Raw genomic sequence first — 25,756 nt, 5'->3', positions numbered from 1 at the left:
GACAGAGGGGGGTGGGCGGGAATTCGGCGTGGGAGAGTTTTCATGCCGCGCGCTCCGCGATTGCGTCACCCCAGACGATCTTGCGATGCGTGTTCATGTCGATATTGCGGCCCGAGAGAAGAACGACCACCGGCCCGGTCGCCTTGACCTTCCCGGCAAGCAGCGCGGCGATGCCGACCGCGCCGGCGCCTTCGACGATCTCGCGCTCCTGTTCATAGGCATGGCGGATGCCGGCGGCGATCTCGTCCTCGCTGAGCAGGATGACGTCGTCGAGCAGATCGCGGCACATGGCGAAGGTCAGCCGGTTGCCGAGACCGATGCCGCCGCCGAGCGAATCCGCCAGCGTCGGCAGTTCTTCCACCTCGACCGGGCGACCGGCATCCAGGCTCGCCTTCATCGCAGCACCACGCGCCATCGAAACGCCGATGATTTTTGTCCCGGGGCTGACGCCCTTGACGGCGGCGGCGATGCCCGAGGCGAGTCCACCACCGGAGAGTTGCACCAGGACGAGAGCGGCATCCGGGACCTGCTCGATCATCTCCAGTCCGAGCGTGCCTTGCCCTGCGATGATGGCCGGGTGGTCGAAGGGCGGCAGCATCACCAGTCCCTCCTGCGCCACCAGCCGTTCGACCTCCTGCTGCGCCTCGTCCTGACTGTTGCCGATGATGCGGACATCCGCGCCAAGCCGACGGATTTCGTCGAGCTTGTTGCCCGGCACCAGTCGCGACATGCAGATCACCGCACGCATGCCTTCGAGCTTCGCGGCATGGGCCAGCGCACGGCCATGATTGCCGGTCGACGCCGCGACCACGCCGCGCGCCTTCTCCTCGGCGCTCAGCGAAGCAATGGCATTCGAGGCGCCGCGCAGCTTGAAGCTGCCGGTGGTCTGGCGGTGTTCAAGCTTGAGGTGGACGGGGATGCCCAGTCGTTCGGAAAGGCTGTGAGATAACCCTGTCGGCGTGCGTTCGATTTTGCCGGCAATTCGCTCCCGGGCGGCACGAATATCGTTAAGGGTGACTGTCGTCATGATCGTCAATCGCGCGGCAAAGGCAGCGTCATCAGACGGCCAAATTCGGGATGCGACGTCCCGTCGCCACACAACCGCAAACAATTCCAGGCGCTGGCCTGATTGCTGGTGACGACCGGGCGGTCGATCGCCTGTTCCATCCCGGGAACCGCGAGCGCTCCGCGCAATGCGGTGCAGGACACGAACAGTGCATCGGCCTGCGCATTCGTCGCCTCACGAGCCAGGTCGGCGATCGCTGCCGGCGCAATGCGCGCCATCTCGCGATCGTCCTCGAAGCCGAGGCAGGTGAAGCTGACGATCTCAAAGCCGCGCTCGGCGAAATACGTCGCCATCGGTCTGGAGGTTTCTACGGTGTAAGGGGTGAGGATGCTGATCTTCTTGGCACCCAGCGCCTTCAGCCCGCGCACGCCTGCCATGGGCGGCGTGACCACAGGAACACCCGGCTTGGCAGACTGGATCGCCGCCTCGATCTCGGCGTCGCCAATCACCACCGAGGCCGAGGTGCAGGAGTAGCAGATCGCGTCGAGCGGCTCGTCTGGCAGGATCAGCGCGGCGCCCGCCGCCAGCTCCGGCTGCATCTTGCGAAGGTTTTCCGGCGTCGTCGGATTCTTGTAGGGAATGCGCGCGACATAGACGCCGATGCGCTCGCTCGCCACCATGCGGCGGAAATCCGGTTCGCTGGTGTGGTCGGTGGCAAGGATGATCAGGCCGACGCGCTTTTCCAGCGGGCGCGCATCGAGCGCCGGCCTTGTCGGCATCAGCCTGATTTCGGGCAGCGGTTTCATCTTGAGAATTACCTTTCGATCTTGCCGTAGCGATGTTCCAGCCAGCGCAGCAGCACGACCGAGAAGAGGCTGATGACGAGGAAGAAAGCGCCGACCAGCGTGATCGGCTCAATGTAGCGATAGTAGGTGTTGGCGACGCTCTTTGCCTGGTTCATCAGCTCCAGCACGGTGATTGCCGATAGCAGCGGTGTCTCCTTGAACATCGCGATGAAATAATTGGCCAGCGCCGGGATCATCGGTGGGATCGCTTGCGGAATGATGATGTTGGTCCAGGTCTGCGTGGCGCTCAGATTGCAGGCCTTGGCCGCCTCCCACTGGCCGCGCGGCACGTTGTCGATGCCGGCGCGATAGACTTCCGCCGTGTAGGTGCCGTAGTGCAGGCCGAGCCCGATGACGCCGGCGACCAGNGTCGATGCCGGCGCGATAGACTTCCGCCGTGTAGGTGCCGTAGTGCAGGCCGAGCCCGATGACGCCGGCGACCAGCGGCGGCAACAGGATGCCGAAATCCGGCAGCACGTAGAAGATGAAATAGAGCTGCACCAGAAGCGGCGTGCCGCGGATGAATTCGGCCGCCCAACCAACGGTGCGCGACAGCGCCTTGTTGGGCGAGCGTCGTGCTAGCGCGATGCCCAGACCCACGACAGCGGCCAGCACGGAGCCGAGCAGCGTTGCCAGGATGGTGATCTTCACGCCCTGGATCAGCGTCGGCAGGATCTCCCAGACGAAGTTCCAGTCCCAATCCATCAGACGCGCACCCCGTCGAGGCCGCGCGCCATGCGGCGTTCCAATGAACGCACGCCCCAGGAGATGATCAGCGCCAGGGCGAAATAGATGATCAGGATGGTGGTGAACGGCGCCAGCGTGTTACCGGTCTGCGAGCGCACGACCTGCGCCTGAAAGGTGAGATCGGCGAGCGAGATCAGCGACACCACGGAGGTCGCCTTGAGCAGTTCGATGGCATTGTTGCCGAAGGTCGGCAGCATGACCAGCAGCGCCTGCGGCAGGATGACATGGCGCATGCCTTGCCAGCGGCCGAGGTTGAGCGCGATGCAGGCCTCATATTGTTCGCGGCCGACCGACTGGATGGCGCCGCGTACCACCTCGGCCGCATAGGCGCCGACATTGAGGCCCAGCGCCAGCACACCCGCCTGCAGGGGGGTCAGTTCGAGGCCGATCAACGGCAACACGAAATAGGCAAAGAACAGCTGCACGAAGATCGAGGTGCCGCGGAAGAATTCTATATAGGCGGTGGCCAGCCAGCGCAGCGCAAAGAAGCGCGACACGCGGCCCATGCCGGCGAGGAAGGCCATGATCAGGGCGAGCACCGACCCCATCAGCGTCAGCTCGATGGTGACAAGCGCTCCCTGCAATATCAGGCCGAGGTAGCCGGACCACTGGGTCATTCGGGTTCCAACGTTGGCGGTTAGCTTCCTTCTCCCCGTTCACGGAGAGAAGATGCCAGTCCACCCTCCGAAGCTGCAGCGCAGCTGCTGCGGAGGACGGGCAGGCAGATGAGGGGCAGCGCTAGCATAACAGAACTTGGCGCCGCCCCTCATCCGGCCCTTCGGGCCACCTTCTCCCCGTTGAACGGGGAGAAGGAAAAATCACTTCGCCGCGCAGAGCTTGTCCCGCGTGGTCGACATCGCGGCTGCGGCCGAGAAGCCGTAGGGCTCGACGATCTTGGCGAACTCGCCGGATTTCTTCAGCTTGGCGAGCTCGACATCGAAGGCGTCGCGCAGGGCCTCATCGCCTTTCTTGAAGGCGGCGCCGTCGCAATAGACCGGCGCGCCGACCACCGGGGCGATGACTTCGAGGTTCGGATCGTTGGCTTTCTTGACGAGGTCGTTGATCGACAGGACGGGAAGCGAATAGGCATCGATGCGACCGTCCTGCAGCATCTTCAGGCCGCTCTGGCCGTCCGGCACGACGATGACGCGCTCGCGCGGCACGCCGGCGTTGAGCGCCAGCTTCTCCTCCGTGCCGCCACCGGGCGCGCCAATGGTGGCTGACGTGTCCTTGGCGACGTCCTCGTAGCTCTTGAAGCCCTTCGGATTGCCCTTCTTCACCAGCATCGCCTCGGCGTCGCACAGCACCGGCTCGGAATAGACGACCGCCGCGCAACGCTCCGGCTTCATGAACAGGCCGGCGGTGACGACGTCGAAGCGGCCGGCCTGCAGGCCGGGGATCATCGCGCCATATTCGGAGATCGAAGCGACGATGTCGGCAACACCGAGACGCTTGAAGACCTCGCGCGCCACGTCGGGCGCCGCACCCGAAACTTTGCCGTCGGCGGCGACCGCCGTATAGGGCGGCTCGTTGGCGATCGCGACGCGGGCAAAGCCCTGCGCCTTCAATTGCTCGAGCTTGCTGTCATCGGCCGAACCGGTGCTCGACGCGGCGAGCACCGCCGTCAGTGCGAGACCGGCGACGCCGGCCAGAATGCCAAGTTTCTTCATTGTTCCCAACTCCTTTGTTGTCTTCTTGGTTTTGTCTGGGGCGGTCTTCCGCCCCGCAAAGCGGTCAGACACGATGTCCGGCCGCGATGATCTTCTTCAGGAAGCCTTGCGTGCGCTCCTGCTTTGGATGGCGGAAAATCTCGTCTGGTTTGCCCTCTTCGACGATCTTGCCGCGGTCGAAGAACAGCACGCGGTCGGCGAAGTCGTGGGCAAAGCCCATCTCGTGGGTGACCAGCAGCATGGTCATGTCGGTCTCTGCGGCGAGCTTGCGCATGACATTCATCACCTCCTCGACCAGCTCCGGATCGAGGGCCGACGTCACCTCGTCGAACAGCATGATCTTCGGCGACAATGCCAGCGCACGGGCAATCGCCACGCGCTGCTTCTGGCCGCCGGACAGCTGCGCCGGCATCGACTTCGCCTTGTCAGCCATGCCGACCATGTCGAGCAGTTCCATGGCCCGCTTTTCAGCGGCGGCGCGAGGCGTGCCCTTGGTCAGCATCGGCGCCAGCGTGACGTTATCCATGACGCATTTGTGCGGAAACAGATTGAACAGCTGGAAGACCATGCCGATCTTCTGCCGCATCTTGGTCAGGTGCCGCTCGTCGGCGGGCAGCAGCTGGCCATTGCGCTCCATGTGGTAGAGCTGCTCGCCATCGATCTGGATATGGCCGCCGTCGATCTTCTCCAGCGTCATCAGGATGCGCAGGATCGTCGTCTTGCCCGAGCCGGACGGGCCGATCAGCGCCAGCTTCTCGCCGGGCATGACCTGCATCGACAGGCCGTCCAGTACCTTGAACGAGCCGAAGCTCTTCGAAATGGCGTCGACCTTGATGATGGGTGAGGACAAATGAATTTCCCCTGCTGGAGAAGCCTGTGCCCTTAACGATGCGGAACGCGCCAAATCATGTCAATTGGGAAAATAAAATCATGACAATATTTCCGGCACTGCATGATTCCAGAGCAATTCCCGCTTAGATTGCGAGCAGCAGATGCTCCGGATCGCCAAGCAGCAACTTGGTGACAACGCCGAGGCCGGCGCGCAGTTCCCCCTCGGTGGTCGAGCCGAGCGAGATGCGCACCGCCGGATGCCAGGGCGCATCCGAGATGCGGAAGGAGGTGCCGGGCGCGATCGCCACGCCTTGCAGGCGGGCCTGGGCGACGAAGCTTTCCTCGGCACGGTCCGCGGGCAGTTGCAACCAGACATGCAGCCCGTCGCGCCTGGCGCGATAACCAACCCCGCCCAGCACCTCGGCTGCGATGTCCTGGCGGCGGCGCAATGCCGCGCGCTGCCAGCGAACGAGTTCCATCGCCGTGCCGTCGGTCACCCATTTGGTGGCGATCTCGGCCACCAGCGGCGTCGCCATCCAGTTCGACACCAGATGCCGGTTGGCAACGGCGGCGACATAGCGGTCGGGCGCCGCGAGATAGCCGATGCGCAGGCCAGGTACGGTGATCTTGGTGAAGGAAGTGACGTAGAGCGTGCGCTCCGGCGCAAAGGCGGCGACCGGCGGCGGCCGGTCCTCGACCAGCGGACCCAGCACATCGTTCTCGATGATGGCGATGTCGTGCTTGCGCGCGACCGCGGCGATCTCTTCGCGCCGCCGAGCGTCCATCAGCGTCGCCGTCGGGTTGATCACCGACGGTTGCACGAATACCGCGCGAATGTCGGTGAGCCGGCAGACCTCGTTCAACGCCTCCGGGATCAGGCCATTGCCGTCGATCGGCAGGCCTTCCAGGTTGAAGCCGAGATAGCGCGCCAGCGGCACCAGCGTGTGGTGGCCGATAGCCTCGGTGGCGACAGTCGATCCCGGCGGCGCAACGCTCATCAGCGCCACGGTCATCCCGGCGGTCGCGCCATTGGTCAGGCTGATATTCTGTGCGGAGGTGTCGAGCCCACACAGTTTCAGCCATTCGACAGCCACCGCGCGGTGACGCGGGAACACCATGTTGGGCCGGAACGACAACGCCGAACTGGATGGCAGGTTTTCGGCCAGCCAGCCCAGCGCCTGCTTCAGCCGCTCCAAATGCATCGGCTCGCAGACCGGCTTCAGGATTGACAGATCGATGACCTCGCCGAGGCGCTCCGGCAGATAGGGCGGCTCCGGGTCGCGGCGCTGCGTCTGGACAAAGCTGCCACGGCCGATCTCGCCCGAAATCAGGCCGCGCCGGATCAGTTCTTCGTAGGCGCGGCTGACCGTCTGCACCGACAGTTTTAAATCGTCTGCCAGCCTTCGATGCGTTGGAAGCCGCGCGCCGTTGGCCAGCCGCCCGTCATGAATGGCGCGGGCGAACTGGTCGGCCAGCGTTTGATAGGCTGGCCGGCGGATGAGCGCAGGGTCGGGTTGCCATAATGTCATGACTTAATAGAGATCGAAATCAGTGCAATTGACAATCGAAATAATGCGCCGTCATGGTGATGCCGACAAAAAGCGGACGCCGATGACATCGAAACTCGACGCGGTCGACCTCAGGATACTCGACGCCATCCAGCGCGACGGGCGCATCACCAAGCTGGCGCTGGCCGAACAGGTCGGGCTGTCGCCGACGCCGTGCTGGATGCGGCTGCGCAAGCTGGAGAAGGCAGGCATCGTCTCGGGCTACCACGCCAGGATCGCCATGCGCGTGGTGGCGCCGGTCGCCACCGTGTTGATGGAGGTGACGCTGGCCAGCCATCGCCAGGCCGATTTCGACCGCTTCGAACGCGTCATCCGCGACATCCCCGAAATCGTCGCCTGCTGGTCGGTGGGCGGCGGCGTCGACTATGTGGTCAAGGTGATGACGCGCGACATCGACGCCTATCAGCGGCTGGTCGACGACCTGCTGGAGCGCGAGATCGGCATCGACCGCTACTTCACCTACATCGTCACCAAGACGGTGAAGGACGAAATCGTGCTGCCGATAGCCGATCTGCTGCCGGCGTCGGCATAAGCCCGGAGAGAATGTCTGTCGGGACGGCACAATAGAGAGAGTCTCTCTCCTTCAGGGCGTCGAAACAGTCTCTCTGTCTGCATGTGACGGATAGTCTTCCCGGATCGTCCGAACCGGGAGGCCTCGACCATGTCCGCGCATTTTGCCCGCTCGCATCGCCATGAGGCGCTCGACCGCCTCTCCGACCGCCGGCTGCTGCGCGAGCTTGCCTATGTCGATGGGCATTGGACCGCGAGCGAAGCGGCCGAAAGCTTTGAAGTCACCGATCCGGCCACAGGCGCGACGGTCGCGTTTGTCGCCGCGCTCGATGCGCAGCAAACGACAAGGGCAATCGGTGCCGCCGCGCGTGCCTTCCCGGCTTGGCGGTCACTGCTGCCGCAGGAGCGGTCCAGAATTCTGCGAAAATGGTTCGAGCTGATCGTTGCAGCCAAGGATGATCTGGCCCTGCTGATGACACTGGAACAGGGCAAGCCGCTGCAGGAATCGTTTGGCGAAATCGACTACGCCGCCTCCTTCGTCGAGTGGTATGCCGAAGAGGCAAAGCGCCTCAACGCCGAGAGCGTCACCAGCCATCTGCCCAAAGCGGAAATGATGGTGCGACGAGAGCCGCTCGGCGTTGTCGGCGTCGTCACGCCCTGGAATTTTCCGGCGGCGATGCTGACCCGCAAGGCGGCGGCCGCCCTTGCCGCCGGCTGCACCATCGTCGCGCATCCTTCATCCGAGACGCCGCTGTCGGCGCTGGCGCTGGCGGAACTTGGCGAGCGCGCCGGCATCCCCGCCGGTGTCTTCAACGTCATCACCGGAAAGGCTGCAACCATCGTCGGCCGCATGTGCGAAGACCCGCGCGTTCGCGCCATAAGCTTCACCGGCTCGACCGAGATCGGCCGGCTGATCGCGGCGCAAAGCGCGCCGACGATGAAGCGGCTGGTGATGGAGCTTGGGGGCCACGCGCCGCTGATCGTCTTTGCCGATACCGATCTGGACAAGGCGGTGAGCATCGCCATCGATGCCAAATTCGCCACCTCCGGCCAGGACTGCCTCGCCGCCAACCGCATCTATGTCCAGCGCCCGATCTACGATCGCTTCTGCGCCGCTTTTGCCAGGCGTATCGAGGCGCTGCGCACCGGCAACGGCCTTACCGACAAGATCGACATCGGGCCGCTGATGCATGAGCGTGCCGTCGCAAGGGTCGAAGAGCAGGTCGCCCATGCCATCGCTCGTGGCGCGCGCTGTCTCACCGGCGGCAAGCGGCATCAGGCCGGGCCGCTGTTCTACCAGCCGACGCTGCTGGCCGATGTCAGCGACGAAGCGCTGATCATGCGCGAGGAGACCTTTGGGCCGGTCGCCGCCGTCACGCCGTTCGACAGTGAGGACGAAGTGATCGCCCGTGCCAACGCCACAGAATATGGCCTGGTTGCCTATGTCGTTACCGAGAACGGCGCCCGCCAGCAGCGCCTGGGCCGCGCGCTCGACTACGGCATGGTCGCTATCAACCGCGTCAAGATCACCGGCGCGCCGATCCCATTCGGCGGCGTCAAGCAATCCGGCATCGGCCGCGAAGGCTCGCGCCATGGGCTCGAAGCTTTCGCCGATCTGAAGTACCTCTGCCTGGACGTCGCATAAGTCCGTCCGGCCATCTCTCAAGGAGTCAAAAAATGCTCGACCAATCCAACGAACTCAATGCCTGGGATCGCGACCACTTCTTCCATCCTTCGACCCATATGGGCACGCATGCGCGGGGTGAATCGCCGACCCGCATCATGGCCGGCGGCGAAGGCGTCACCGTCTGGGACAACAATGGCAGGAAGAGCATCGATGCCTTTGCCGGTCTCTATTGCGTCAATGTCGGCTATGGCCGCCAGAAGATCGCCGACGCGATCGCCACCCAGGCGAAGAACCTCGCCTACTACCACGCCTATGTCGGCCACGGGACCGAGGCCTCGATCACGCTGGCCAAGATGATCATCGACCGCGCGCCGAAGGGCATGTCGAGGGTCTATTTCGGCCTCTCGGGTTCGGATGCCAACGAGACCAACATCAAGCTGATCTGGTACTACAACAACGTGCTTGGGCGGCCGGAGAAGAAGAAGATCATCTCGCGCTGGCGCGGCTATCACGGTTCGGGCGTGATGACGGGATCACTGACCGGGCTCGACCTGTTCCATAACGCCTTCGACCTGCCGCGCGCGCCGGTCCTGCACACCGAAGCGCCCTACTATTTCCGCCGCGCCGACCGCTCGATGAGCGAGGAGCAGTTCTCGCAGCATTGCGCCGACAGACTGGAAGAGATGATCCTGGCCGAAGGTCCCGAAACCGTCGCCGCCTTCATCGGCGAGCCGATCCTCGGTACTGGCGGCATCGTGCCGCCGCCGGCCGGCTACTGGGAGAAGATCCAGGCGGTGCTGAAGAAGTATGACGTGCTGCTGGTCGCCGACGAGGTGGTGACGGGCTTCGGCCGTCTGGGCACCATGTTCGGCTCCGACCATTACGGCATCAAGCCAGACCTCATCACCATCGCCAAGGGGCTGACCTCGGCCTACGCGCCGCTGTCGGGCGTCATCGTTGCCGACAAGATGTGGCAGGTGCTGGTGCAGGGCTCCGACAAGCTCGGTTCGCTCGGCCATGGCTGGACCTATGCCGCGCATCCGATCTGCGTCGCCGCAGGTGTCGCCAATCTCGAACTGATCGACGAACTGGACCTGGTGACGAACGCCGGTGAGACCGGCGCTTATTTCCGCGCCGAACTGACCAAGGCTGTCGGCGGGCACAGACACGTCGGCGACGTGCGCGGCGATGGCATGCTGGCGGCGGTCGAATTTGTCGCCGACAAGGACGACCGGGTGTTCTTCGACGCCTCGCTCAAGATCGGGCCGCAAGTGGCGACAGCACTTGCCGCCAGCGGCGTCATCGGCCGCGCCATGCCGCAGGGCGACATACTAGGCTTCGCGCCGCCGCTCTGCCTGACGCGTGAGGAAGCCGACATCGTCGTTTCGAAAACCGCCGATGCCGTCAACAGCGTGTTTTCCAATCTCTGAGATCGACCCATGAATGCCATGACCAAGACCCTCCCCGCCACCATGGCCGCCGTGCTGCTCACCGGGCATGGCGGACCGGAAAAGCTCGTCTATCGCAGCGATGTGAAAGTGCCTGTGCCTGCCGCCGGCGAGGTGCTGGTTAAGGTCAGCGCTTGCGGTATGAACAACACCGATGTCTGGGTACGCCAGGGCGCCTATGGCACGGAGGAGGACGCTGCCGCCGTGTCGACGTGGCGGCGGCAAGGCAACACGCTTACCTTCCCGCGCATCCAGGGCACCGACACGGTCGGCACCATCGCTGCCGTCGGCGAAGGCGTTTCCCCGGGCCGTATCGGCGAACGGGTAATGGTCGATTTTTCGATCTACAACCGCGACGACGATTCCCTCGCCGACATTGACTATATGGGCCACGGTCGCGACGGCGGGTACGCCGAGTACCAGACGGTGCCGGGCGAGAATGCGCATTTCGTCGATACTGACATGAGCGACGTCGAACTCGCCACCTTCTGCTGCGCCTACCTCACCGGCGAACAGATGCTGGAGCGCGCCGGGCTGAAAGCCGGCGAACGCGTGCTGGTCACCGGCGCCTCGGGCGGCGTCGGTTCCGGCATCGTGCAGCTGGCGCGGGCGCGCGGCGCCATTCCCTATGCGGTCGTCGGCAAGGGCAAGGAGCAGGCGGTGCGCGACATCGGCGCCGAAGCGGTCATTACCCGTGGGGTTGCCGATCTTCCCGCCGCCGTGAATGAAGCCACTGGCGACCAGCCGATCGATGTGGTCGCCGATCTCGTCGGCGGCGCGATCTTCAACGACCTGCTGCGCATCCTGCGACCTGAAGGCCGGTACACCACCGCCGGCGCCATCGCCGGCCCGGTCGTGCAGCTCGATCTCAGGACCATGTATCTCAAGCAGCTGCAACTGCACGGATCGAGCCAGGGCACGCGCGCCGACTTCCGCCGCATCATTGGATACATCGAAGCGAAGAAAATCCGGCCGCTGGTCGGCGGCGTCTACAGGCTCTCCGATTTTCACAAGGCGCAGGCAGACTTTATTGCCAAGGACTTCGTCGGCAAGCTGGTGATCGTGCCGGACGCCATGTGGAACCCGAATATCCGCACATAACGCCCCTACGTCAGAGCTCGTCGTAAACGGCATCATCAACACCTTGCGGCGTGGAGTCGTCGAAACCCAGCATGCGGTTGGTGACGTAGCCGAATCCGACACCGGCGCCGGGATCGGCAAAACCGAGGGCGCCGCCCCAGCCGCCATCGCAGCGACGCGCGGCTGGCATAGGCGGCGTCGTCGAGTTGAAAGCCGGCGGCGAATTGTCGGCGCTTGAGACATAGCGCGCATGAGGCGAACCGGAATCATCGCAACGAATGCAATCCACAGGCCGGCATCTGGGTTTTCTGGCGCGCGGCGCCGAACTCACGGCCGCGGCTTGCGCGCTGTCGCTGGTAGGAAGCGTCTTCATGGGCGCGTTGGTGGCGATCGCACGCACCTCCGCCTCGGCACTGCTTCGACGGATCGCCTTCGTCTATGTCGATCTCTTCCGCAATGTGCCGTTCATCGTCCAGCTGTTCTTCTTCTATTACGGCCTGCCCGAGCTCGGCATTTACATCGATGCCTTCACCACCGGCGTCGTGGCGCTTTCGATTGCCGGCGGCGCCTATGCCTCCGACATCATTCGCGCCGGCATCCTCGCCATCGACCAGGGCATCATCGACGCCGCTGAAGTGAGCGGCCTGTCCAGGCGCAAGATCTTCACCCGCATCGTGCTGCCGATTGCGCTGCGCACCTCCGTGCGACCGCTCGGATCCGTGCTCATCAACATGATCCTTACGTCCTCGATCCTCTCGACCATCACGCTCAACGAGCTCACCGGCTCAGCCCAGATCGTGGTCTCGCAGACCTATCGGCCCTTCGAGGTCTATATGGTGCTGCTCTGTGCCTATGCGGCCCTGACCTATCTGGTCTCGCTGGGCGTCACCCTGCTCCACCGCCATCTCAATCGGGACATGATGGAGGCGGTCGACTGATGCGGTTCAGCGACTTCACCTCCTACGACCTGATCCTGCTGGCGCAAGGTCTCGGCACCAACATCGCGCTGTTTCTCGTCACCTCTCTGATCGGACTGCTGATTGGCCTGAGCTGGGCGCTGGTGCGGTTCTACCGTGTGCCGGTTCTGGCCCAGGTCGTCACCTTCCTGTCGGAGCTGTTGAAGAACTCGCCGGTGTTGGTGCAGCTGTTCCTGGTGTTCTTCGGCCTGCCGGCGCTGTTGCATATAAGGGTGACGCCGGTCACCGCAGCGACCATCACTCTGTCGGCGAACACCGCGGCATTCGTCTATGTCATCGCGGTCTCGGCGATCGAGTCGATCGAACGCGAGCAGGTCGAGGCCGCGCGTGTCTTCGGCCTGACCCGGTGGCAGGTCCTGCGCCATATCGTTTCGCCCCAGGCTGCCGCCTTCGCGGTCGGCCCGCTCGTCGCGCTGCTGGTCAACCAGCTTCAGGTGACGTCGCTGATTTCTGTCATCGGCGTCGTCGACCTGACCAAGATTGGCCACATCCTCAACATGCGAACCTTGAAGCCGTTCGCGGTCTGGACCGTCGTCGGGCTGCTCTACTATGGCGCGGCAAAGCTGGTCGCCCTGCTTGGCGAGCGTCTTGAAAACCGCCTGCGGGCGCACAGCGCCTGGCGGGGGCTTTAACATGCTCAAGATCGAAAACGTGCACAAAGCGTTCGGCGAGGTCACTGTGCTGGACGGCGTCGACCTGACGATTGCGCCCGGCGAAGTGGTCTCGATCCTCGGGTCGTCGGGGTCCGGCAAGTCGACACTGATCCGTTGCATCAACGGCCTCGAAAAGCTGAAGTCGGGCCGCATCACGGTCGACGATTTCGATGTCAGCAAGCCGAAGGAGCTGGCCGAGGCGCGCAAGCGCTCAGGCACCGTTTTCCAGCTGTTCAACCTCTATCCGCATATGAGCGCGCTTCAGAACATTACGCTCGCCCCGATCGAGGTGCTGAAGATGCCGCGCCCTGAGGCCGAGGCGCTGGCGCGCAAGCTGCTCGAGTCCGTCGGCCTTGCCGATCGGGCCAACGCCTACCCGGCGCAGTTGTCGGGCGGGCAGCGCCAGCGTGTCGGCATCTGCCGGGCGCTCGCCATGCAGCCGCGCTATCTGCTGCTCGATGAAGTGACCAGTGCGCTCGACCCGGAAATGACGGCCGAGGTGCTGGCCATCCTGGCTAATCTCGCCGCGCAAGGCACGACCATGCTGTTCGTCACCCACGAGATCGAATTCGCGCGCGAGATTTCCAACCGCATCGTCTTCCTCGACAAGGGCAGGCTGGTGGTCGATCTGCCGACGGATCGTTTCTTCGCCGCGGACGGCGGCCGGGCGCAGCCGCGGGTTGCGCAGTTTCTCTCCAGGATGCGCAAGGACTAGGAATGCTGCTGTTAGCCAACAACGAAGCATGGCCGGGATTCGAGACCTCGGTGCAAATGCTGCGCGATGGCGCCGTCAGCCTGGACGCGATGGTTGCCGGCATCGGCATGGTGGAGAAAGAGGTCAAGGTTCGCAGCGTCGGCTATGGCGGCTGGCCGAACATGCTGGGCGAGATGGAGTTCGACGCCGGCGTCATGGATGGCAATACAAGAGAGGTCGGTTCAGTCGGCGCTGTGCCAAGGACCTTGGCGGTCGCTGCCCTGGCCCAGCAGGTGATGAAGCGCCTGCCGCATGTGATGCTGACCGGCGAAGGGGCGCGGCGCTTTGCCAGCGAAATCGGTTTTGCCGAAGACGAAGTCTTGTTCGAGGACAGCAAGCGCGTCTGGTGGGAGCGGCTGCAACAGGAACTCACACCGCAACAGCTGGCGAAATTCCCCGATATCGATCTGGCGCCGCTCAGCCGTACTATCACCGATCCCGAGCGGGTCCGCGACACCACCGTCTTCCTGTCGGCGGATGCGCGGCGCGGCGTCCATGCCGCGAGTTCGACCTCGGGCTGGGCGTGGAAATATCCGGGCCGGCTCGGCGATTCTCCCATTCCCGGCGCAGGCTTTTACGCCGACAGCCGCTATGGCGCGGCGGCGTGCACCCATACCGGCGAGATGACGATGCGCTGCGCCACCGCACGGACCGTCGTGCTGGCCATGAAGCTTGGCCGATCCCTGTCGGATGCGGTCGCGCTGGCGGTCGAGGAACTGGCTGAACTCGACACCGGCTTCCTGGCCGGAGTGGTCATCCACGCCGTCGACGCCGAGCAGAACCACGAGGTGGTGAATTTCAGATGCGAGGGCGAGGTCCGCTACTGGCTCTGGAAGGATTCCATGCCCGCACCCGAATTGCGGGCAGCAAAACGCGTCACTAGAAAATAAGGAGAGGAACCATGAAAACCGTAGTGCGTGCCTTCGCCGCGCTGGCCATCGTGGCCGGTTCGGCATTTCCAGCCCTTGCCGGCATGATTGACGACATCCGCTCACGCGGCACCATTCGCATCGGCGTATCGCTCGGCGGCGAGCCGATCGGCTTTCGGGATGCACAAAACAACCCTGTCGGCTACGATGTCGATGTCGCGACGCTGCTGGCGCAAAAGCTCGGCGTGCCGGTCGAGTTCGTCGACGTCTCGGGCGATGCGCGTATTTCCATGCTGGTGTCGGGACAGATCGATGTCGCGGTCGCAAACACCTCGGCAACGCTCGAGCGGGCCAAGACCGTCAACTTCACCATCCCCTACAACCGGGCCGGGCTGCGCGTCATCGTCCAGAAGGATGCCGGGATAACCGACCTCAAGGGGCTCGCCGGCAAGAAGGTTGTCGTCGGCCGCGGCACCACGGGCGAAACCTTCCTCAAGGCAGCCGTGCCGGACGCAGAGCTCGTTTATGTCGACCAGTTCGCGCCCGACGGGGTTCTGCAGCTGCAACAGAAGCGCGTCGATGCGGCGATCGAGGATTCCTCACTGCTCGATTACCTCGCAACCAAGACACCGAGCCTGGTGACGCTGCCTGGCCTCTATTCCAACGATCCGATCGGCATCGCGGTCGCCAAGGGCGATCCCGAATTCGTCCGCTGGCTCGACATGTTCGTGTCCGACTTCATCCAGTCGGGCACCTACGAGGCGACCTACAAGAAGTGGTGGGGGCCGGGCTCCAACCCGCCGGCGCTCAACCCGCTGTGGTGACACCCACTACCGGCAACCGATCGGCGCACACTCGAGGCGCCGTCGCAACGATCGCCGATGTCGCGCGGCTGGCAGGCGTGTCGCGTGCCGCGGCGAGCCGTGCGCTGTCGAGCGGACCGCGACCGGTCTCGGCGGACAAACGCGAACGTGTCGTGCAGGCCGCCGCGCAGCTCGGCTACAAACCCAATCTCCTGGCGCAAAGCCTGACCACCAAGACCGTCAATCTGGTTGCCGTCGTGGTCAACCACATTCACGACCTTTCAGATCTCGACCTGTTCGACCGTCTGCTCGACGCAATCCAGTCGATCGGCAAGCAGGTCATCCTCATCCGCATCGGCTCGGCGGAAGGGGTCGAGGATTTTCTGCGCAACGGCGTTGCCTATCATGTCGATGCCGCCGTGGTGTTCTCCGACTTTGCCGATGCAGCGACGGTGCGGCGCATGTTTCGCTCGGACCTGGTCATCATGCTGAACGGACTGCATGACGATCTGTCACCCACCGTCATTCCCGATGAAGGCGTCGGCATCGCCGAGGCCGTGGCGGATGCGGCGGCCAAGCGCGCGCGCACGGCCAGCCTGCTGACCGGCCGTTCGTCCTCGCGGGTCGAACAGCTGCGCATCGGCCACTACCTCGAAGCGTTCCGGCATCATGGAATTGAACTGCTGCAGACGGTCCAGGGAGACTATTCCTACGAGTCGGGCTATGCGGCAGCCGCCGGCCTGACGGGACGCGGCTGTCCCGATGCGGTCTTTTGTACGTCCGACGCGATGGCCATGGGTGTTCTGGATGTCTGCCGGGCGGATTTCCCCGACAACCGGCCCAGCCGCTTCCGCCTCTATGGCTTCGACAATGTGTCCCTGACCAATTTCGACGCCTACCCGATATCGTCAATCGGCTACGACAAATCAGACTATGTGGGTCATATCGTCGGCGCCCTCTCCAATCCGCAGGTCTTCATGCCCGGCCAGCCGCCTGTCGTTATATTGACCCGGCTGATTTCGCGCTTGACCGCGTAACTAGCGCCGATGTTGGACTGCTTGTCCGGCGTCGATCTCCCAGAGCTCGAACGGAGATCGCGCCGGACAATGTACCGGCGCCTACTGCAATTTCGCCTGCAGCGCGTTGACGTCGTCGGTTGTCATTTCACCGTCGGTCGTCACCTTGCCGTCGACGATCTTCCACAGCCGGAACGGACCGGTGATGTCGCCATATTTGTCGAAGCTGACCGGACCGATGACGCCTTCATAGCGGATCGGCCTGCCGTCCTTGATCAGGCCGAGCGCCTTGGCGAACTCGTCCTTGCCGGCATAGATCGGTGTGCCGGCAGGATCGACCGCCTTGTACATGGCATCCTTGATCTTGGCTGGATCCTCGGAGCCGGCAATGGCAATGGCGAGACCGACAATGGCGCCGGCATCATAGGAACGGTCGGCTGCCGGGTTCGACGGTTCGATGCCCGAAAACTCCTTGTAGTTTTTCAGGAAATAGTCGGTGGATGCCGTCGGGCTGGTGCCGGAAGAGGTACCATAGGCATCCTTCAGATAATCGGCGCCGACGGATTCGATGAAGTCCGGGCTGTTCATGCCGTCATTGAGCAGGAATTTCTGCACGCCGCCCTGCGATATCCAGGTGCGGGCGACCGTTGCGCCGTCGACCGGCGTGCTGACGAGGTAGAGTCCGTCCGGCTCGCCTCCCATCGCCGCCGTCACTTCCGAAGCATAGCTCGACTGCTTTTCATTATAGGGCGTGTCGGAGACGATGGTGCCGCCGAGCGCTTTGTAGGCACGCGAGAATTCGGCCACCATGTTGACGCCGAAGTCGTTGTTGACATGGATGATCGACAGTTTCTTGAAGCCCTTGTCGATGGCGTATTTGGCGGCGGCCACGCCTTGCAGCGCATCCGACGTGATGGTGCGGAAGAAGATGCCGTTGGTCTTGCCGTCGCGGCCAAGGGCGGTCAGCGTCGGCGAGGACGAAGCCGGCGACACCTGCACGATCTTGGCCGGCCCGGTGACCGAGGTCAAAATCGGGATCGACACCGAGGAGATGATGCCGCCGATGATCACCGGCACCTTCTTGACCTGTACCAGCTGGGTCGCGGCATCGACCGCGATATTGCCCTGGCTCTGGCTGTCGCGCGTGTCGGTTGCGAGATCGCAGCCGCGTACGCCACCGGCTTCATTGATGTCGCGGAAGGCCATTTCGACGGACTTCGCGCCGGCCTGGCCGTATTCGCCGGCCGGACCGGTGAGCTCCATGACCAGGCCGACGGTGATCTTGCAGTCCGCTGCGTGTGCGGCGCCGGCCATCGTCACGAGAGCCAGTGCTGTGGTGATTTGAAGTATCGTCTTCTTCATTGCCGTTCCCCTTTTCTTGTTTGAACTTTTGCCTGTTCAGCCTTCCGGCGCCTGCAGCCAGGTCTCATGCAGATGCCGCCATTCGACGCCGTTTGGTGCCGATGAACTGGTGGTGAAGACCGCACTGGACTGCCGGCGACTGTGTTTGCCGGCGCGCAGTTGCGCCTCGATGTAGAAGATGACGATCGTGTCCGCGTCCTGCCAACCCGGCCTGATGTCCTCGATCGATATGGCAAAACCGTCGTCGCAAGTGGCGCGGCTTGTCCGGACATGATCTACGACCGCGTCGCGATCGAGGATCTGGCCATTCGGCGCCACCATGGTGAGGCCTTCGCCCATGACAGCCTCGAAGCGGCCGAACTCCACAGCGTCGGCTCGCGCGGCGACAAACCAGTCGACGAAGAAGCGATGCAGGTCGATGATTTCAGCGCTGGCACGCGAAAAAAGGGAAGGCTCTCCGCTCATTTCTTCCCCGCATTGAGGTTGTAATGCATGATCGAGCCGTGGCGGCCATGACGGTCGCGCTCCAGCGCGTAGACATCGCCCGCGAGGCCGGTGCCTTGTGCGATGGCGGCAGCAATCCGCGCGCGATCGTCGGCGTCGAGCGCGACGTCCATGATTTTCGTATTGGCCAGCGCATGTGCCTGGTTGCGCGCACCCACAATGACGGCCGCGACCTGCGGCTGCTCGAGCACCCATGCCGAGGCGATGGTGGCAATGTCGACGCCGTGGCGATCGCCGACCGCTTTCAGCGCCTTGAGCAGGGACTGGAACAGCTCCCAGCCGCCGAAGTCGTCGATGATCAGCTTGTATTTGACCAGCGAGCGGTTTTCGAGCGGCGTGGAGGGCTCGGCCACGCCAAGCCATTTGTCGCTGAGGAAGCCGCCCGCCACCGAGCCGTAGCAGAGGAAGCGGACACCGTTCTTAGCGGCAAGGCCCGCAAGGCTGTTTGCCGGCCGCTGGTCGAGCACTGAATATTGCAGTTGCTGGCTGACCAGCGGGATGCCCGCGGAGAGGATTTCGGCTAGCCTCGGCGTATCGAAATTGGTGGTGCCGAGATTGCGCACCTTGCCTTCCAGCCGAAGCTCGTCGAGCCAACCCATCGCCTCGACGTAACGAGGCTGGTCATAATCCCACCAGTGAAACTGCACGAGGTCGATCCGCTCGGTCTTGAGCCTGCGAAGCGACTGATCGACGATGCCCCTGATGTAGTCGCGGCTGATGCCTGCCAGTCGTTCGAGGTCCGGCACCAGCTTGGTGTGCACCTTCATCCTGGCCGCGACATCGAGACCGCGCTCGCCGGCCAGCCGCAGGCGCGCGGCGCCGATCAGTTCCTCGACGCCGGTGTAGATGTCGGCGCAGTCATAGGTCCAGATGCCGGCATCGAAAGTGGCGATGAGGTCGGTCACCGCCTGGCTGCGGTCGACGGCGCCATGCCCGCCGGCCAGCTGCCAGCCACCGCGGATGACTCGCGAGATCCCATAGCCGGGGCTGAGTTCGATGGTCCTGGCGGTCATCCCTTGTCGGTCTCCTTCGGCAGCGGCACGGCCGTGGTTTCGGCATGGCTGAACCGCCGCTTGGCAAGCCTGACGATGCGGAGCCGGCTGGCGCAATTGGGATCGGGACAGGCGATCTCGGCATCCGAGGTCATCCAGTCATTTGCATGCGTCGGGCGCTGCTTTGCCGCCAGGAGCGGCAACACGGCCGAGATCGAATAGATCGAAAAACCCTGCCCTGCCGGCAGCGAGAGCATTTCGCCCTTGAGTTCGAAATAGTCGCCGGCCCTGGCGCCGCAATAGACCGGCTTGCCCTCGGGGATGACCGCTTCGACGCGCAGATCGAAGAGTTCGAAACTGTCGTCGGCCATTCAGGCCTCCACCAGGCTGAAGGTGATGTCACAGGCGCCGTTGCGGCGGATGACGCCGCAGGCGGCGGCAAACTGATCGCGCTCTCCGGCAAGCACTTGCGCGACCACGCTGCCGGCCAGCCAGCCGATCGGGAACAGCAGCCGCGCCCCCTGCCCGTAGTACAGGCCGATATCGAAGATGGCATTGGGATTGCCGCCCCACACGCGTGGCGGCACATAGGACAGCACGATATCGCCGGGCTGCGGCGTCAGCGTTGCATTCTCCGGTGGCAAAGACTGGGCATAGGCCTGGCCGTGGAGATCGGCTGACGGAACCGGGCACGAGATTTCCGGTCCTGTCCACATCGCATGGATGCCTGGGATGATGCGTGGCTGCGCCAGATACGCCAGCAGGAAGGCGGCATTCTCCGGCGCCTTTTCGGGCAATAGCAGCGCCGTCACGGAAAGCTTCGAGCGTGGTTCTGTGATGCCGATGGCGGGCTTGGGCATGTCAGTCCTTCGCCGATTGAAGTTTGTCGCGCAGGAAGGCGAAGGGGCGGCTGATGTCGGCTACCAGCGCCTCGCGCGCCGCTTGCGCATCCTGTTTGGCAAGTGCCGCGACAATTCGACGATGATAGTGGGCGGTATCAACCTCGCCTGCCTCGGAGAAGGCATAGATGGCGACGCGGATGCAGGGACCCGATTGAAGCCAGAGGCTTTCGATCATCGGGATCAGCACAGCCGAGCCGCAGCAGCGGTAGATCTCAAAATGGAAGCTCTGGTTGAGCGTCGCTTCGCGATCGATATCCTTCTTGTGCTTCAGGGCCCGCATCTCGTCCCACTCGCCCAGCATGGCTTCGATCGATGCGATCTGGCGCGGGCTCATGCGCCTGGCGGCAAGCGCTATCGCTTCGCCTTCGATGAGGGAGCGGGCACGCAGGAGGTCGTCGATGCGCTCCAGCGTGATCGGCGGCACGCGCACGGAACGGTTGGGCAGCGCCTCCAGCGCCTTTTCCGTGATCAGCCGGCCGAGCGCTTCGCGTACCGGCATGGTCGAGGTGACCAGCGCATCGGCAAGACCACGGATGGTCAGCACCTGGTTTGGCTCGAAAAGGCCACCGATCAGAGCACGGCGCAACTCGGAATAGACGCGATCCTGCACCGTCTCGCGGCCGACCGGCGTAAGCTGGGCTGCGATCGTCTCGTTGTTCTTTTCGATGGCAGCCTTCTGCATTACCGGCATTTGCCCCGTTTTCGGCTTGCGAATGAAATTAAAGCCGAATAGCGTGATCAAAGCAAGTGTGATCACAAATCAAAAATCAGGAGGCGACAACGATCGTCTTCGGCCAGAGGGTTTGATGAGCGATGCAGCGGAGCGCCAAGGGCAGGAGACCCGTGCGCCAGTTCTGACGGCACGAAACGTCGTCAGGCGTTTTGGCGGCCTTGTCGCCGTCAACGATGTCTCGTTTGATGTCAAAGCGGGCGAAATCCTCGGCCTGATCGGGCCGAATGGCGCCGGCAAGACGACGATGTTCGATCTGTTGGCGGGCAGCATATTGCCAACCAGCGGCGATATCCTGCTCAATGGCACGCGCGTCTCCGGCGAAGCCGCTCATCTGCGTATCGGCCGTGGTCTTGGCCGCACCTTCCAGATCCCGCGCCCCCTGCCCAATCTGACGCTGATCGAAAACATCATGCTGGCGGCGCAGGGCCAAGCCGGCGAAAAATTGCTCGCCAACTTCGTCACGCCGTGGCGAGTGGCGGCACAGGAAAGAGCAGCCAGGGCAAAGGCACTCGAGCTGCTGGATTTGGTCACTCTCACCCATCTCGCGCACGAGCCGGCACGCGTGCTTTCCGGCGGCCAGCGCAAGCTGCTCGAACTCGCCCGCGTCATGATGGCCGATCCGGCGATCATCCTGCTCGACGAACCGGCCGCCGGCGTCAACGCGACGCTGCTCGAGATCATCATCGACCGCATCCGCGACATCAACGCGCACGGCATCACCTTTCTGCTGATCGAGCACAATATCGACATGGTGACGCGGCTCTGCCACCGCGTGCTGGTCATGGCGAGCGGCCAGTTGCTCAGCGAAGGCACGGCAGAGGAAGTCGCCCGCGACCCGCGCGTCATCGAGGCTTATCTCGGGGGCGCCACATGAACGAGACCGTCCTCGACGTGCGCAACCTCGAAGCCGGCTATGAGCTTGGCGTGCCGATCGTGCGCGGCGCCTCGATCACCGTCGGCAAGGGCGAGATCGTCGTCGTGCTCGGTCCCAACGGCGCCGGCAAGTCGAGCTTCATCAAGGCGATCGCCGGCCTTGTCCCGATCACCGGCGGCACCGTATTTCTGGACGGCAAGGACATCACCGCCGCTCCCGCGCACACCATGGTTCGGCTCGGCCTGGCCTTCGTACCGCAGACGGAGAACATCTTCCCGCTGATGTCGGTCGAGGACAATCTGAAGGTCGCCTGCGGCATCCTCGAGCGACGCGAAATCCCTGCCCGCATCGAGGAAATGTATGCGGCCTTCCCCGACCTCGTCCGCCAGCGCCGCACCGCCGCCGGCAATCTGTCGGGCGGACAGCGGCAGATGCTCGCCGTCGCACGTGCGCTGATCGTCCATCCTAAGGTGCTGCTGCTCGACGAGCCGTCGGCCGGCCTGTCGCCGAAATTCGTATCGATGGTGTTCGAGATGCTGGCCGGCATCCGCAGGTCCGGCGTCACCATCCTGCTGGTCGAACAGAACGCCAAGGCAGCGCTGGCCATCGGCGACCGCGCCTATGTGCTGGTCGAAGGCAAGGACCGGCACGAGGGTGTGGCGTCCGAATTGTGGAACGATCCTGTCGTCGCCGAACTCTATCTCGGCCAACGCCCGTCTCACGCCGGCAAGGAAGGCGCGGCATGAGCCTGCAATTTGTCGTCGATGGGTTGCTGACCGGCTCGATGATCGGACTTGGCGCCATCGGCGTGACGCTGACCTATTCGATCCTGCGCTTCTCGAATTTTGCCCATGGCGACTTCATGGCCTGGGGCACCTATGCGACGCTCGCCGTCGTCAGCGCCATCGGCGCGATGTTCGGCAAGGTGGCGCCCATTGGACCGCTGTCTTTCGGCTGGCCGCTGCTGGTTGCGCTGGTTGTCGGCATGACTTTCACCGCCCTGCTGGCGCTGTTGCTCGACAAGGTGCTGTTTTCGCGGCTTCGCTCGCAGGGGCAAGCCATCATCGTGGTGATGGCGAGCTTCGGCGCCTCGATGGCGCTGCGCAGCCTGCTCGAATTCACCTTCAGCTCACGGCCGACCTATTTCAGCCGCGCGATCCAGATCGCCATGCCGGTCGGCTTCGGCATCCGCATCACGCCCGATCAGATCGCGCTTCTGCTGCTGACCGCCGTGCTGGTGCTCGGCGTGCATCTGTTGATGACACGCACGCAGACCGGCCGCTCCATGCAGGCGCTGAGCCAGAATGCAGCGCTGGCCCGCATCGTCGGTATCGATGTTGCCTCCGTTGTGCGTGTCACCTGGATCATCGGCGGGGCGCTGGCCTGCGTGGCCGGCGTGATGATCGGCATTCTGGTGCAGATCCGCCCGTTCATGGGCTTCGACATGCTGCTGCCGATGTTTGCAGCAGCCATCCTCGGCGGCATCGGCAGCATTCCGGGCGCTGTGCTCGGCGGCTTGATCATCGGTCTTGCCGAAGCCGGTGCGGTGCAGCTGATCGGCGCCGAATGGCGCGCCGCAATCTCCTTCATCATCCTGATGGCGGTGCTGTTCGTTCGGCCGATCGGCCTGTTTGGTGTGAGGGAACGCTGATGGACCTGCTCGGCTACGGCGCCTTCTTCCTGACCACCGCACTGATCTTTTCGCTGGTCACACTGGGGCTCAATCTGCAGTGGGGGCTGACTGGCCTTTTCAATGTCGGCCTTGCCGGATTCGTCGCCATCGGCGCCTATACATCGGCGCTGCTGACGACCCCGGACGATGCCGCGCGCTTCGGCGGCTTCGGTCTGCCGATCCTGGTCGGCTGGGCGGGCGCCATGGTCGTCGGCGGTATCGCCGCAGCACTTACCGGCATGGCCACGCTGCGTCTGCGATCCGACTACCTGGCGATCACCACCTTCGGCGTCGCCGTCGTCGTGCAGCTGGTCGCGCTCAACGCGCAGAAACTCACCGGCGGCCCGTTCGGCATCGGTTTCATCCCGCGCCCGTTCGGCGGCCTTGCCGAAACGCCGCTGCTGTTCAACCTGTCGAACCTCGCCGTCGTTTCGGCTGTGACGCTGATCGCCTATCTCGCTCTGGAGCACCTGTCGCGCAGCCCCTGGGGCCGCGTGCTCAAGGCGCTGCGCGAGGACGAGCGAGCGGCGATTTCGCTGGGCAAGAGCGCGCGCTTCTACCGCGTCCAGGCCTTCGCCGTCGGCGGCGCTATCATGGCGCTGGCCGGCGCTTTGCAGGCGCATTTCACCGGCTTCATCGCGCCCGATAACTATCTGCCGATCCTGACCTTCCAGGTCTGGGTGATGCTGATCGTCGGCGGCTCGGGCAGCAATGCCGGCGCCGTTGCCGGCAGCATCCTGGTCTGGGCGATATGGGCGGGGTCGGGCACGCTGACCAGCGTGCTGTTTGCGCCCGGGCAGCAAGCACGCGCGGCCTCACTGCAGATCGTCGCCATCGGCGTCATGCTCTGCGTCATCCTGCTGATCCGGCCTAACGGATTGTTCGGCGACCGGCCGCGCCGACCGAAGCCCGGCACACAGACAAAGGCGGCGGCCAACGAGAACGAGGCCGGATCATGAATGCCATGATCCGGCAGCAAGCGTATGGCGTTTCGCTCTGGCATGCCGTCAGCCGCAACCGCCGCGACCGGGGCGCGCTGCAAGGCGGACTCGACGTCGATCTCGCGATTGTGGGCGGCGGCTTTTCCGGCCTGTCGACGGCATTGCATGCCTCTGAGAAAGGGCTTTCGGTCGCGGTCCTCGAAGCCGAATTCATCGCTTGGGGTGCGACCGGCCGGAATGCCGGCTTCGTCGTTCCGAACTTCGCCAAGCGGGATCCAGACGACATCATCGCCGAACTCGGACCCGAGCGCGGCGGGAGGCTGATCGATTTCGCCGCGGGAAGCGCTGACCTCGTCTTCGGCCTGATCAAGCGGCATGGCATCGAATGCGACGCTGTGCAGAACGGTTGGATCCAGCCGGCGCATTCGTCCGCCGCGCTGGAAAAGACGCGATCGCGCGCCGAGCAATGGGCGGCGCGGGGCAGGCCGACCGTAACGCTCGATGCCAAGGCGGTCACGACGCTCACCGGTATCGGCGGCTACGCCGGCGGTTGGATGGACAACTCGGGCGGCGTCCTCAATCCGGTCGAGTATGCGCGCGGCCTGGCCGACGCCGCGGAAAAGGTTGGCGCACGCATCTTCGAGCAGACGCGTGTCACTTCCATCGACCGCACGCCGGATGGCTGGGCCTTGAAGACTGCGTCCGGCACTGTGCGAGCGGGCAAGGTCTTGGTCGCCACCAACGCCTATGGTGGAGAGCTGAACCCGACACTGGCACGGACGTATATCCCGCTGAAAGTCTTCCAGATCGCCACTGCGCCGCTGTCGCGCGCCATACGCGCGCGCCTGATGCCCGGCGGCCAGGGCGTTGGCGACACCAGGCGCAACCTGTTCACGTGCCGCTGCGATGGCCAGAACCGGCTGATCAGCGGCGGCATGCATGTCGTCGGAGCCGGCGCCGAGACGCGGGTGCCGCAAACAATCTGGCGACGGCTCGCCAGGCATCTCGATTTGCCTGACCTGCCGCCGCTTGCCTACAGCTGGACAGGCGTGGCGGCGGTGGGGCCGGATTTCCTGCCGCGTCTCATCGACCTCGGCCCAGGCCTGATCGCAGGCTTCGCCTGCAACGGCCGCGGCATCGCCATGACCACGGCAATGGGCAAGGTGCTGGCCAACTGGGCGAGCGGAACGGACGCCCGCGATCTGCCGCTCCCCTTCGCGCCGCCAGCGCCGATCCCGCTGCACAAGCTCGTGCGCTATGCACCGAATATGCTGCTCCCCTGGAGCATCCTGCGCGACCGGCTGGATTAGACAGCCACCACCTTCCGCAATCGATGACCATGGTGGCCCAAGAGGATATCGTCAGATCCAGC

Annotated in this window: 28 protein-coding genes and 2 pseudogenes; 15 read left to right on the top strand and 15 right to left on the bottom strand. The window is 64.1% G+C overall.

Going from position 1 to position 25,756, the window contains the following annotated elements; translation table 11 throughout:
- Positions 1–40 precede the first annotated feature (40 nt).
- From eutB to X730_RS155900, 8 genes and pseudogenes are all read right to left on the bottom strand, one after another.
- The gene (eutB, locus tag X730_RS155875; protein ID WP_023749754.1) at positions 41–1,027 is read right to left on the bottom strand and encodes a hydroxyectoine utilization dehydratase EutB; all 987 of its coding nucleotides are present in this window, start codon (positions 1,025–1,027) and stop codon (positions 41–43) included.
- Between the two features lie 5 nt (positions 1,028–1,032).
- Positions 1,033–1,812 (bottom strand): ectoine utilization protein EutA, encoded by a 780-nt coding sequence (gene eutA / locus X730_RS155880; RefSeq protein ID WP_023682672.1) that lies wholly within the window; start codon positions 1,810–1,812, stop codon positions 1,033–1,035.
- An 8-nt stretch (positions 1,813–1,820) separates the two neighbouring features.
- A pseudogene (ehuD, locus tag X730_RS1000000169220) lies at positions 1,821–2,219 on the bottom strand (ectoine/hydroxyectoine ABC transporter permease subunit EhuD); the annotation flags it as partial.
- Position 2,220: 1 nt separating this feature from the next.
- A pseudogene (locus X730_RS1000000169215) lies at positions 2,221–2,556 on the bottom strand (ABC transporter permease subunit); the annotation flags it as partial.
- Positions 2,556–3,215, bottom strand: a complete 660-nt coding sequence (gene ehuC / locus X730_RS155885) for an ectoine/hydroxyectoine ABC transporter permease subunit EhuC (RefSeq protein ID WP_023667875.1) — start codon at positions 3,213–3,215, stop codon at positions 2,556–2,558. The gene ehuC and the pseudogene X730_RS1000000169215, both read right to left, overlap by 1 nt.
- A 201-nt stretch (positions 3,216–3,416) precedes the next feature.
- Positions 3,417–4,268, bottom strand: a complete 852-nt coding sequence (ehuB, locus tag X730_RS155890; protein ID WP_023704762.1) for an ectoine/hydroxyectoine ABC transporter substrate-binding protein EhuB — start codon at positions 4,266–4,268, stop codon at positions 3,417–3,419.
- A gap of 64 nt (positions 4,269–4,332) precedes the next feature.
- Positions 4,333–5,118 (bottom strand): ectoine/hydroxyectoine ABC transporter ATP-binding protein EhuA, encoded by a 786-nt coding sequence (gene ehuA, locus X730_RS155895; RefSeq protein WP_023682675.1) that lies wholly within the window; start codon positions 5,116–5,118, stop codon positions 4,333–4,335.
- Positions 5,119–5,242: 124 nt separating this feature from the next.
- On the bottom strand, positions 5,243–6,628 hold the full coding sequence (locus X730_RS155900; protein ID WP_023753984.1) for a PLP-dependent aminotransferase family protein: 1,386 nt from the start codon (positions 6,626–6,628) through the stop codon (positions 5,243–5,245).
- Between the two features lie 82 nt (positions 6,629–6,710).
- On the opposite strand from X730_RS155900, the gene X730_RS155905 reads away from it, so the two are divergent.
- The 4 genes from X730_RS155905 (at position 6,711) to X730_RS155920 (ending at position 11,353) form a co-directional block, all read left to right on the top strand.
- The gene (locus X730_RS155905) at positions 6,711–7,199 is read left to right on the top strand and encodes an Lrp/AsnC family transcriptional regulator (RefSeq protein ID WP_023686966.1); all 489 of its coding nucleotides are present in this window, start codon (positions 6,711–6,713) and stop codon (positions 7,197–7,199) included.
- Positions 7,200–7,328: 129 nt separating this feature from the next.
- Positions 7,329–8,822: an NAD-dependent succinate-semialdehyde dehydrogenase gene (locus X730_RS155910; protein ID WP_023753983.1), complete on the top strand. Its 1,494-nt coding sequence runs from the start codon at positions 7,329–7,331 to the stop codon at positions 8,820–8,822.
- A 32-nt stretch (positions 8,823–8,854) separates the two neighbouring features.
- Entirely contained in the window at positions 8,855–10,234 is a 1,380-nt protein-coding gene (locus X730_RS155915) for an aspartate aminotransferase family protein (protein WP_023682678.1), read from the top strand.
- A 9-nt stretch (positions 10,235–10,243) separates the two neighbouring features.
- A complete protein-coding gene (locus X730_RS155920; protein ID WP_023753982.1) occupies positions 10,244–11,353 on the top strand; it encodes an alcohol dehydrogenase family protein in 1,110 nt (369 codons plus the stop codon).
- Between the two features lie 10 nt (positions 11,354–11,363).
- On the opposite strand, the gene X730_RS155925 is transcribed toward X730_RS155920, so the two are convergent.
- Positions 11,364–11,522, bottom strand: a complete 159-nt coding sequence (locus X730_RS155925) for a hypothetical protein (RefSeq protein ID WP_196814892.1) — start codon at positions 11,520–11,522, stop codon at positions 11,364–11,366.
- A gap of 88 nt (positions 11,523–11,610) precedes the next feature.
- Here X730_RS155925 and X730_RS155930 point away from each other — a divergent pair, with 88 nt between their 5' ends.
- Genes X730_RS155930 through X730_RS155955 form a run of 6 tightly spaced genes read left to right on the top strand, consistent with a single transcriptional unit; the run spans position 11,611 to position 16,425 of the window.
- A complete protein-coding gene (locus tag X730_RS155930; protein WP_031196726.1) occupies positions 11,611–12,270 on the top strand; it encodes an amino acid ABC transporter permease in 660 nt (219 codons plus the stop codon).
- Positions 12,270–12,941, top strand: a complete 672-nt coding sequence (locus X730_RS155935; protein ID WP_023825949.1) for an amino acid ABC transporter permease — start codon at positions 12,270–12,272, stop codon at positions 12,939–12,941. Before X730_RS155930 ends, X730_RS155935 begins: the two co-directional genes overlap by 1 nt.
- A 1-nt stretch (position 12,942) precedes the next feature.
- A complete protein-coding gene (locus X730_RS155940; RefSeq protein ID WP_023682682.1) occupies positions 12,943–13,677 on the top strand; it encodes an amino acid ABC transporter ATP-binding protein in 735 nt (244 codons plus the stop codon).
- A 2-nt stretch (positions 13,678–13,679) separates the two neighbouring features.
- A complete protein-coding gene (locus X730_RS155945; RefSeq protein WP_023667864.1) occupies positions 13,680–14,606 on the top strand; it encodes an isoaspartyl peptidase/L-asparaginase in 927 nt (308 codons plus the stop codon).
- Between the two features lie 11 nt (positions 14,607–14,617).
- Positions 14,618–15,409, top strand: coding sequence for a transporter substrate-binding domain-containing protein (locus X730_RS155950; protein ID WP_023682683.1), 792 nt, complete (start codon positions 14,618–14,620; stop codon positions 15,407–15,409).
- Positions 15,403–16,425: a LacI family DNA-binding transcriptional regulator gene (locus tag X730_RS155955; RefSeq protein WP_023732245.1), complete on the top strand. Its 1,023-nt coding sequence runs from the start codon at positions 15,403–15,405 to the stop codon at positions 16,423–16,425. Before X730_RS155950 ends, X730_RS155955 begins: the two co-directional genes overlap by 7 nt.
- 81 nt (positions 16,426–16,506) lie before the next feature.
- On the opposite strand, the gene X730_RS155960 is transcribed toward X730_RS155955, so the two are convergent.
- The 6 genes from X730_RS155960 to X730_RS155985 are packed head-to-tail and all read right to left on the bottom strand — an operon-like array spanning position 16,507 to position 20,846.
- Entirely contained in the window at positions 16,507–17,766 is a 1,260-nt protein-coding gene (locus tag X730_RS155960) for an ABC transporter substrate-binding protein (protein WP_023667861.1), read from the bottom strand.
- Positions 17,767–17,802: 36 nt separating this feature from the next.
- Positions 17,803–18,231, bottom strand: a complete 429-nt coding sequence (locus tag X730_RS155965) for a hypothetical protein (RefSeq protein ID WP_023667860.1) — start codon at positions 18,229–18,231, stop codon at positions 17,803–17,805.
- Complete coding sequence (locus X730_RS155970) at positions 18,228–19,283, bottom strand: aldo/keto reductase (protein ID WP_023667859.1); 1,056 nt, start codon at positions 19,281–19,283, stop codon at positions 18,228–18,230. The genes X730_RS155965 and X730_RS155970 overlap by 4 nt, the downstream gene beginning before the upstream one ends.
- A complete protein-coding gene (locus X730_RS155975; protein WP_023667858.1) occupies positions 19,280–19,633 on the bottom strand; it encodes a TIGR04076 family protein in 354 nt (117 codons plus the stop codon). The genes X730_RS155970 and X730_RS155975 overlap by 4 nt, the downstream gene beginning before the upstream one ends.
- A complete protein-coding gene (locus tag X730_RS155980) occupies positions 19,634–20,122 on the bottom strand; it encodes a DUF3830 family protein (protein WP_023667857.1) in 489 nt (162 codons plus the stop codon).
- Position 20,123: 1 nt separating this feature from the next.
- Positions 20,124–20,846: a GntR family transcriptional regulator gene (locus X730_RS155985; RefSeq protein WP_023686960.1), complete on the bottom strand. Its 723-nt coding sequence runs from the start codon at positions 20,844–20,846 to the stop codon at positions 20,124–20,126.
- 124 nt (positions 20,847–20,970) lie between these two features.
- Between X730_RS155985 and X730_RS155990 the strand changes: the two genes are divergently transcribed.
- From X730_RS155990 to X730_RS156010, 5 genes are read left to right on the top strand one after another with little or no spacing between them, the layout of a single operon-like run.
- Positions 20,971–21,771, top strand: a complete 801-nt coding sequence (locus X730_RS155990; protein WP_023692248.1) for an ABC transporter ATP-binding protein — start codon at positions 20,971–20,973, stop codon at positions 21,769–21,771.
- Positions 21,768–22,517: an ABC transporter ATP-binding protein gene (locus tag X730_RS155995; protein ID WP_023692249.1), complete on the top strand. Its 750-nt coding sequence runs from the start codon at positions 21,768–21,770 to the stop codon at positions 22,515–22,517. The genes X730_RS155990 and X730_RS155995 overlap by 4 nt, the downstream gene beginning before the upstream one ends.
- Entirely contained in the window at positions 22,514–23,422 is a 909-nt protein-coding gene (locus X730_RS156000) for a branched-chain amino acid ABC transporter permease (RefSeq protein ID WP_023745643.1), read from the top strand. Before X730_RS155995 ends, X730_RS156000 begins: the two co-directional genes overlap by 4 nt.
- On the top strand, positions 23,419–24,402 hold the full coding sequence (locus X730_RS156005; protein ID WP_023825948.1) for a branched-chain amino acid ABC transporter permease: 984 nt from the start codon (positions 23,419–23,421) through the stop codon (positions 24,400–24,402). The genes X730_RS156000 and X730_RS156005 overlap by 4 nt, the downstream gene beginning before the upstream one ends.
- A complete protein-coding gene (locus X730_RS156010; RefSeq protein WP_023710024.1) occupies positions 24,399–25,694 on the top strand; it encodes an FAD-binding oxidoreductase in 1,296 nt (431 codons plus the stop codon). Before X730_RS156005 ends, X730_RS156010 begins: the two co-directional genes overlap by 4 nt.
- Positions 25,695–25,756: the final 62 nt, after the last annotated feature.

It is taken from the genome of Mesorhizobium sp. L103C131B0, assembly GCF_000502275.1.
In the GTDB taxonomy this organism is placed as follows: Bacteria; Pseudomonadota; Alphaproteobacteria; order Rhizobiales; family Rhizobiaceae; genus Mesorhizobium.
The sequence above is the reverse complement of the archived record's forward strand: the minus strand, read 5'-3'. Positions and strand labels throughout refer to the sequence as shown.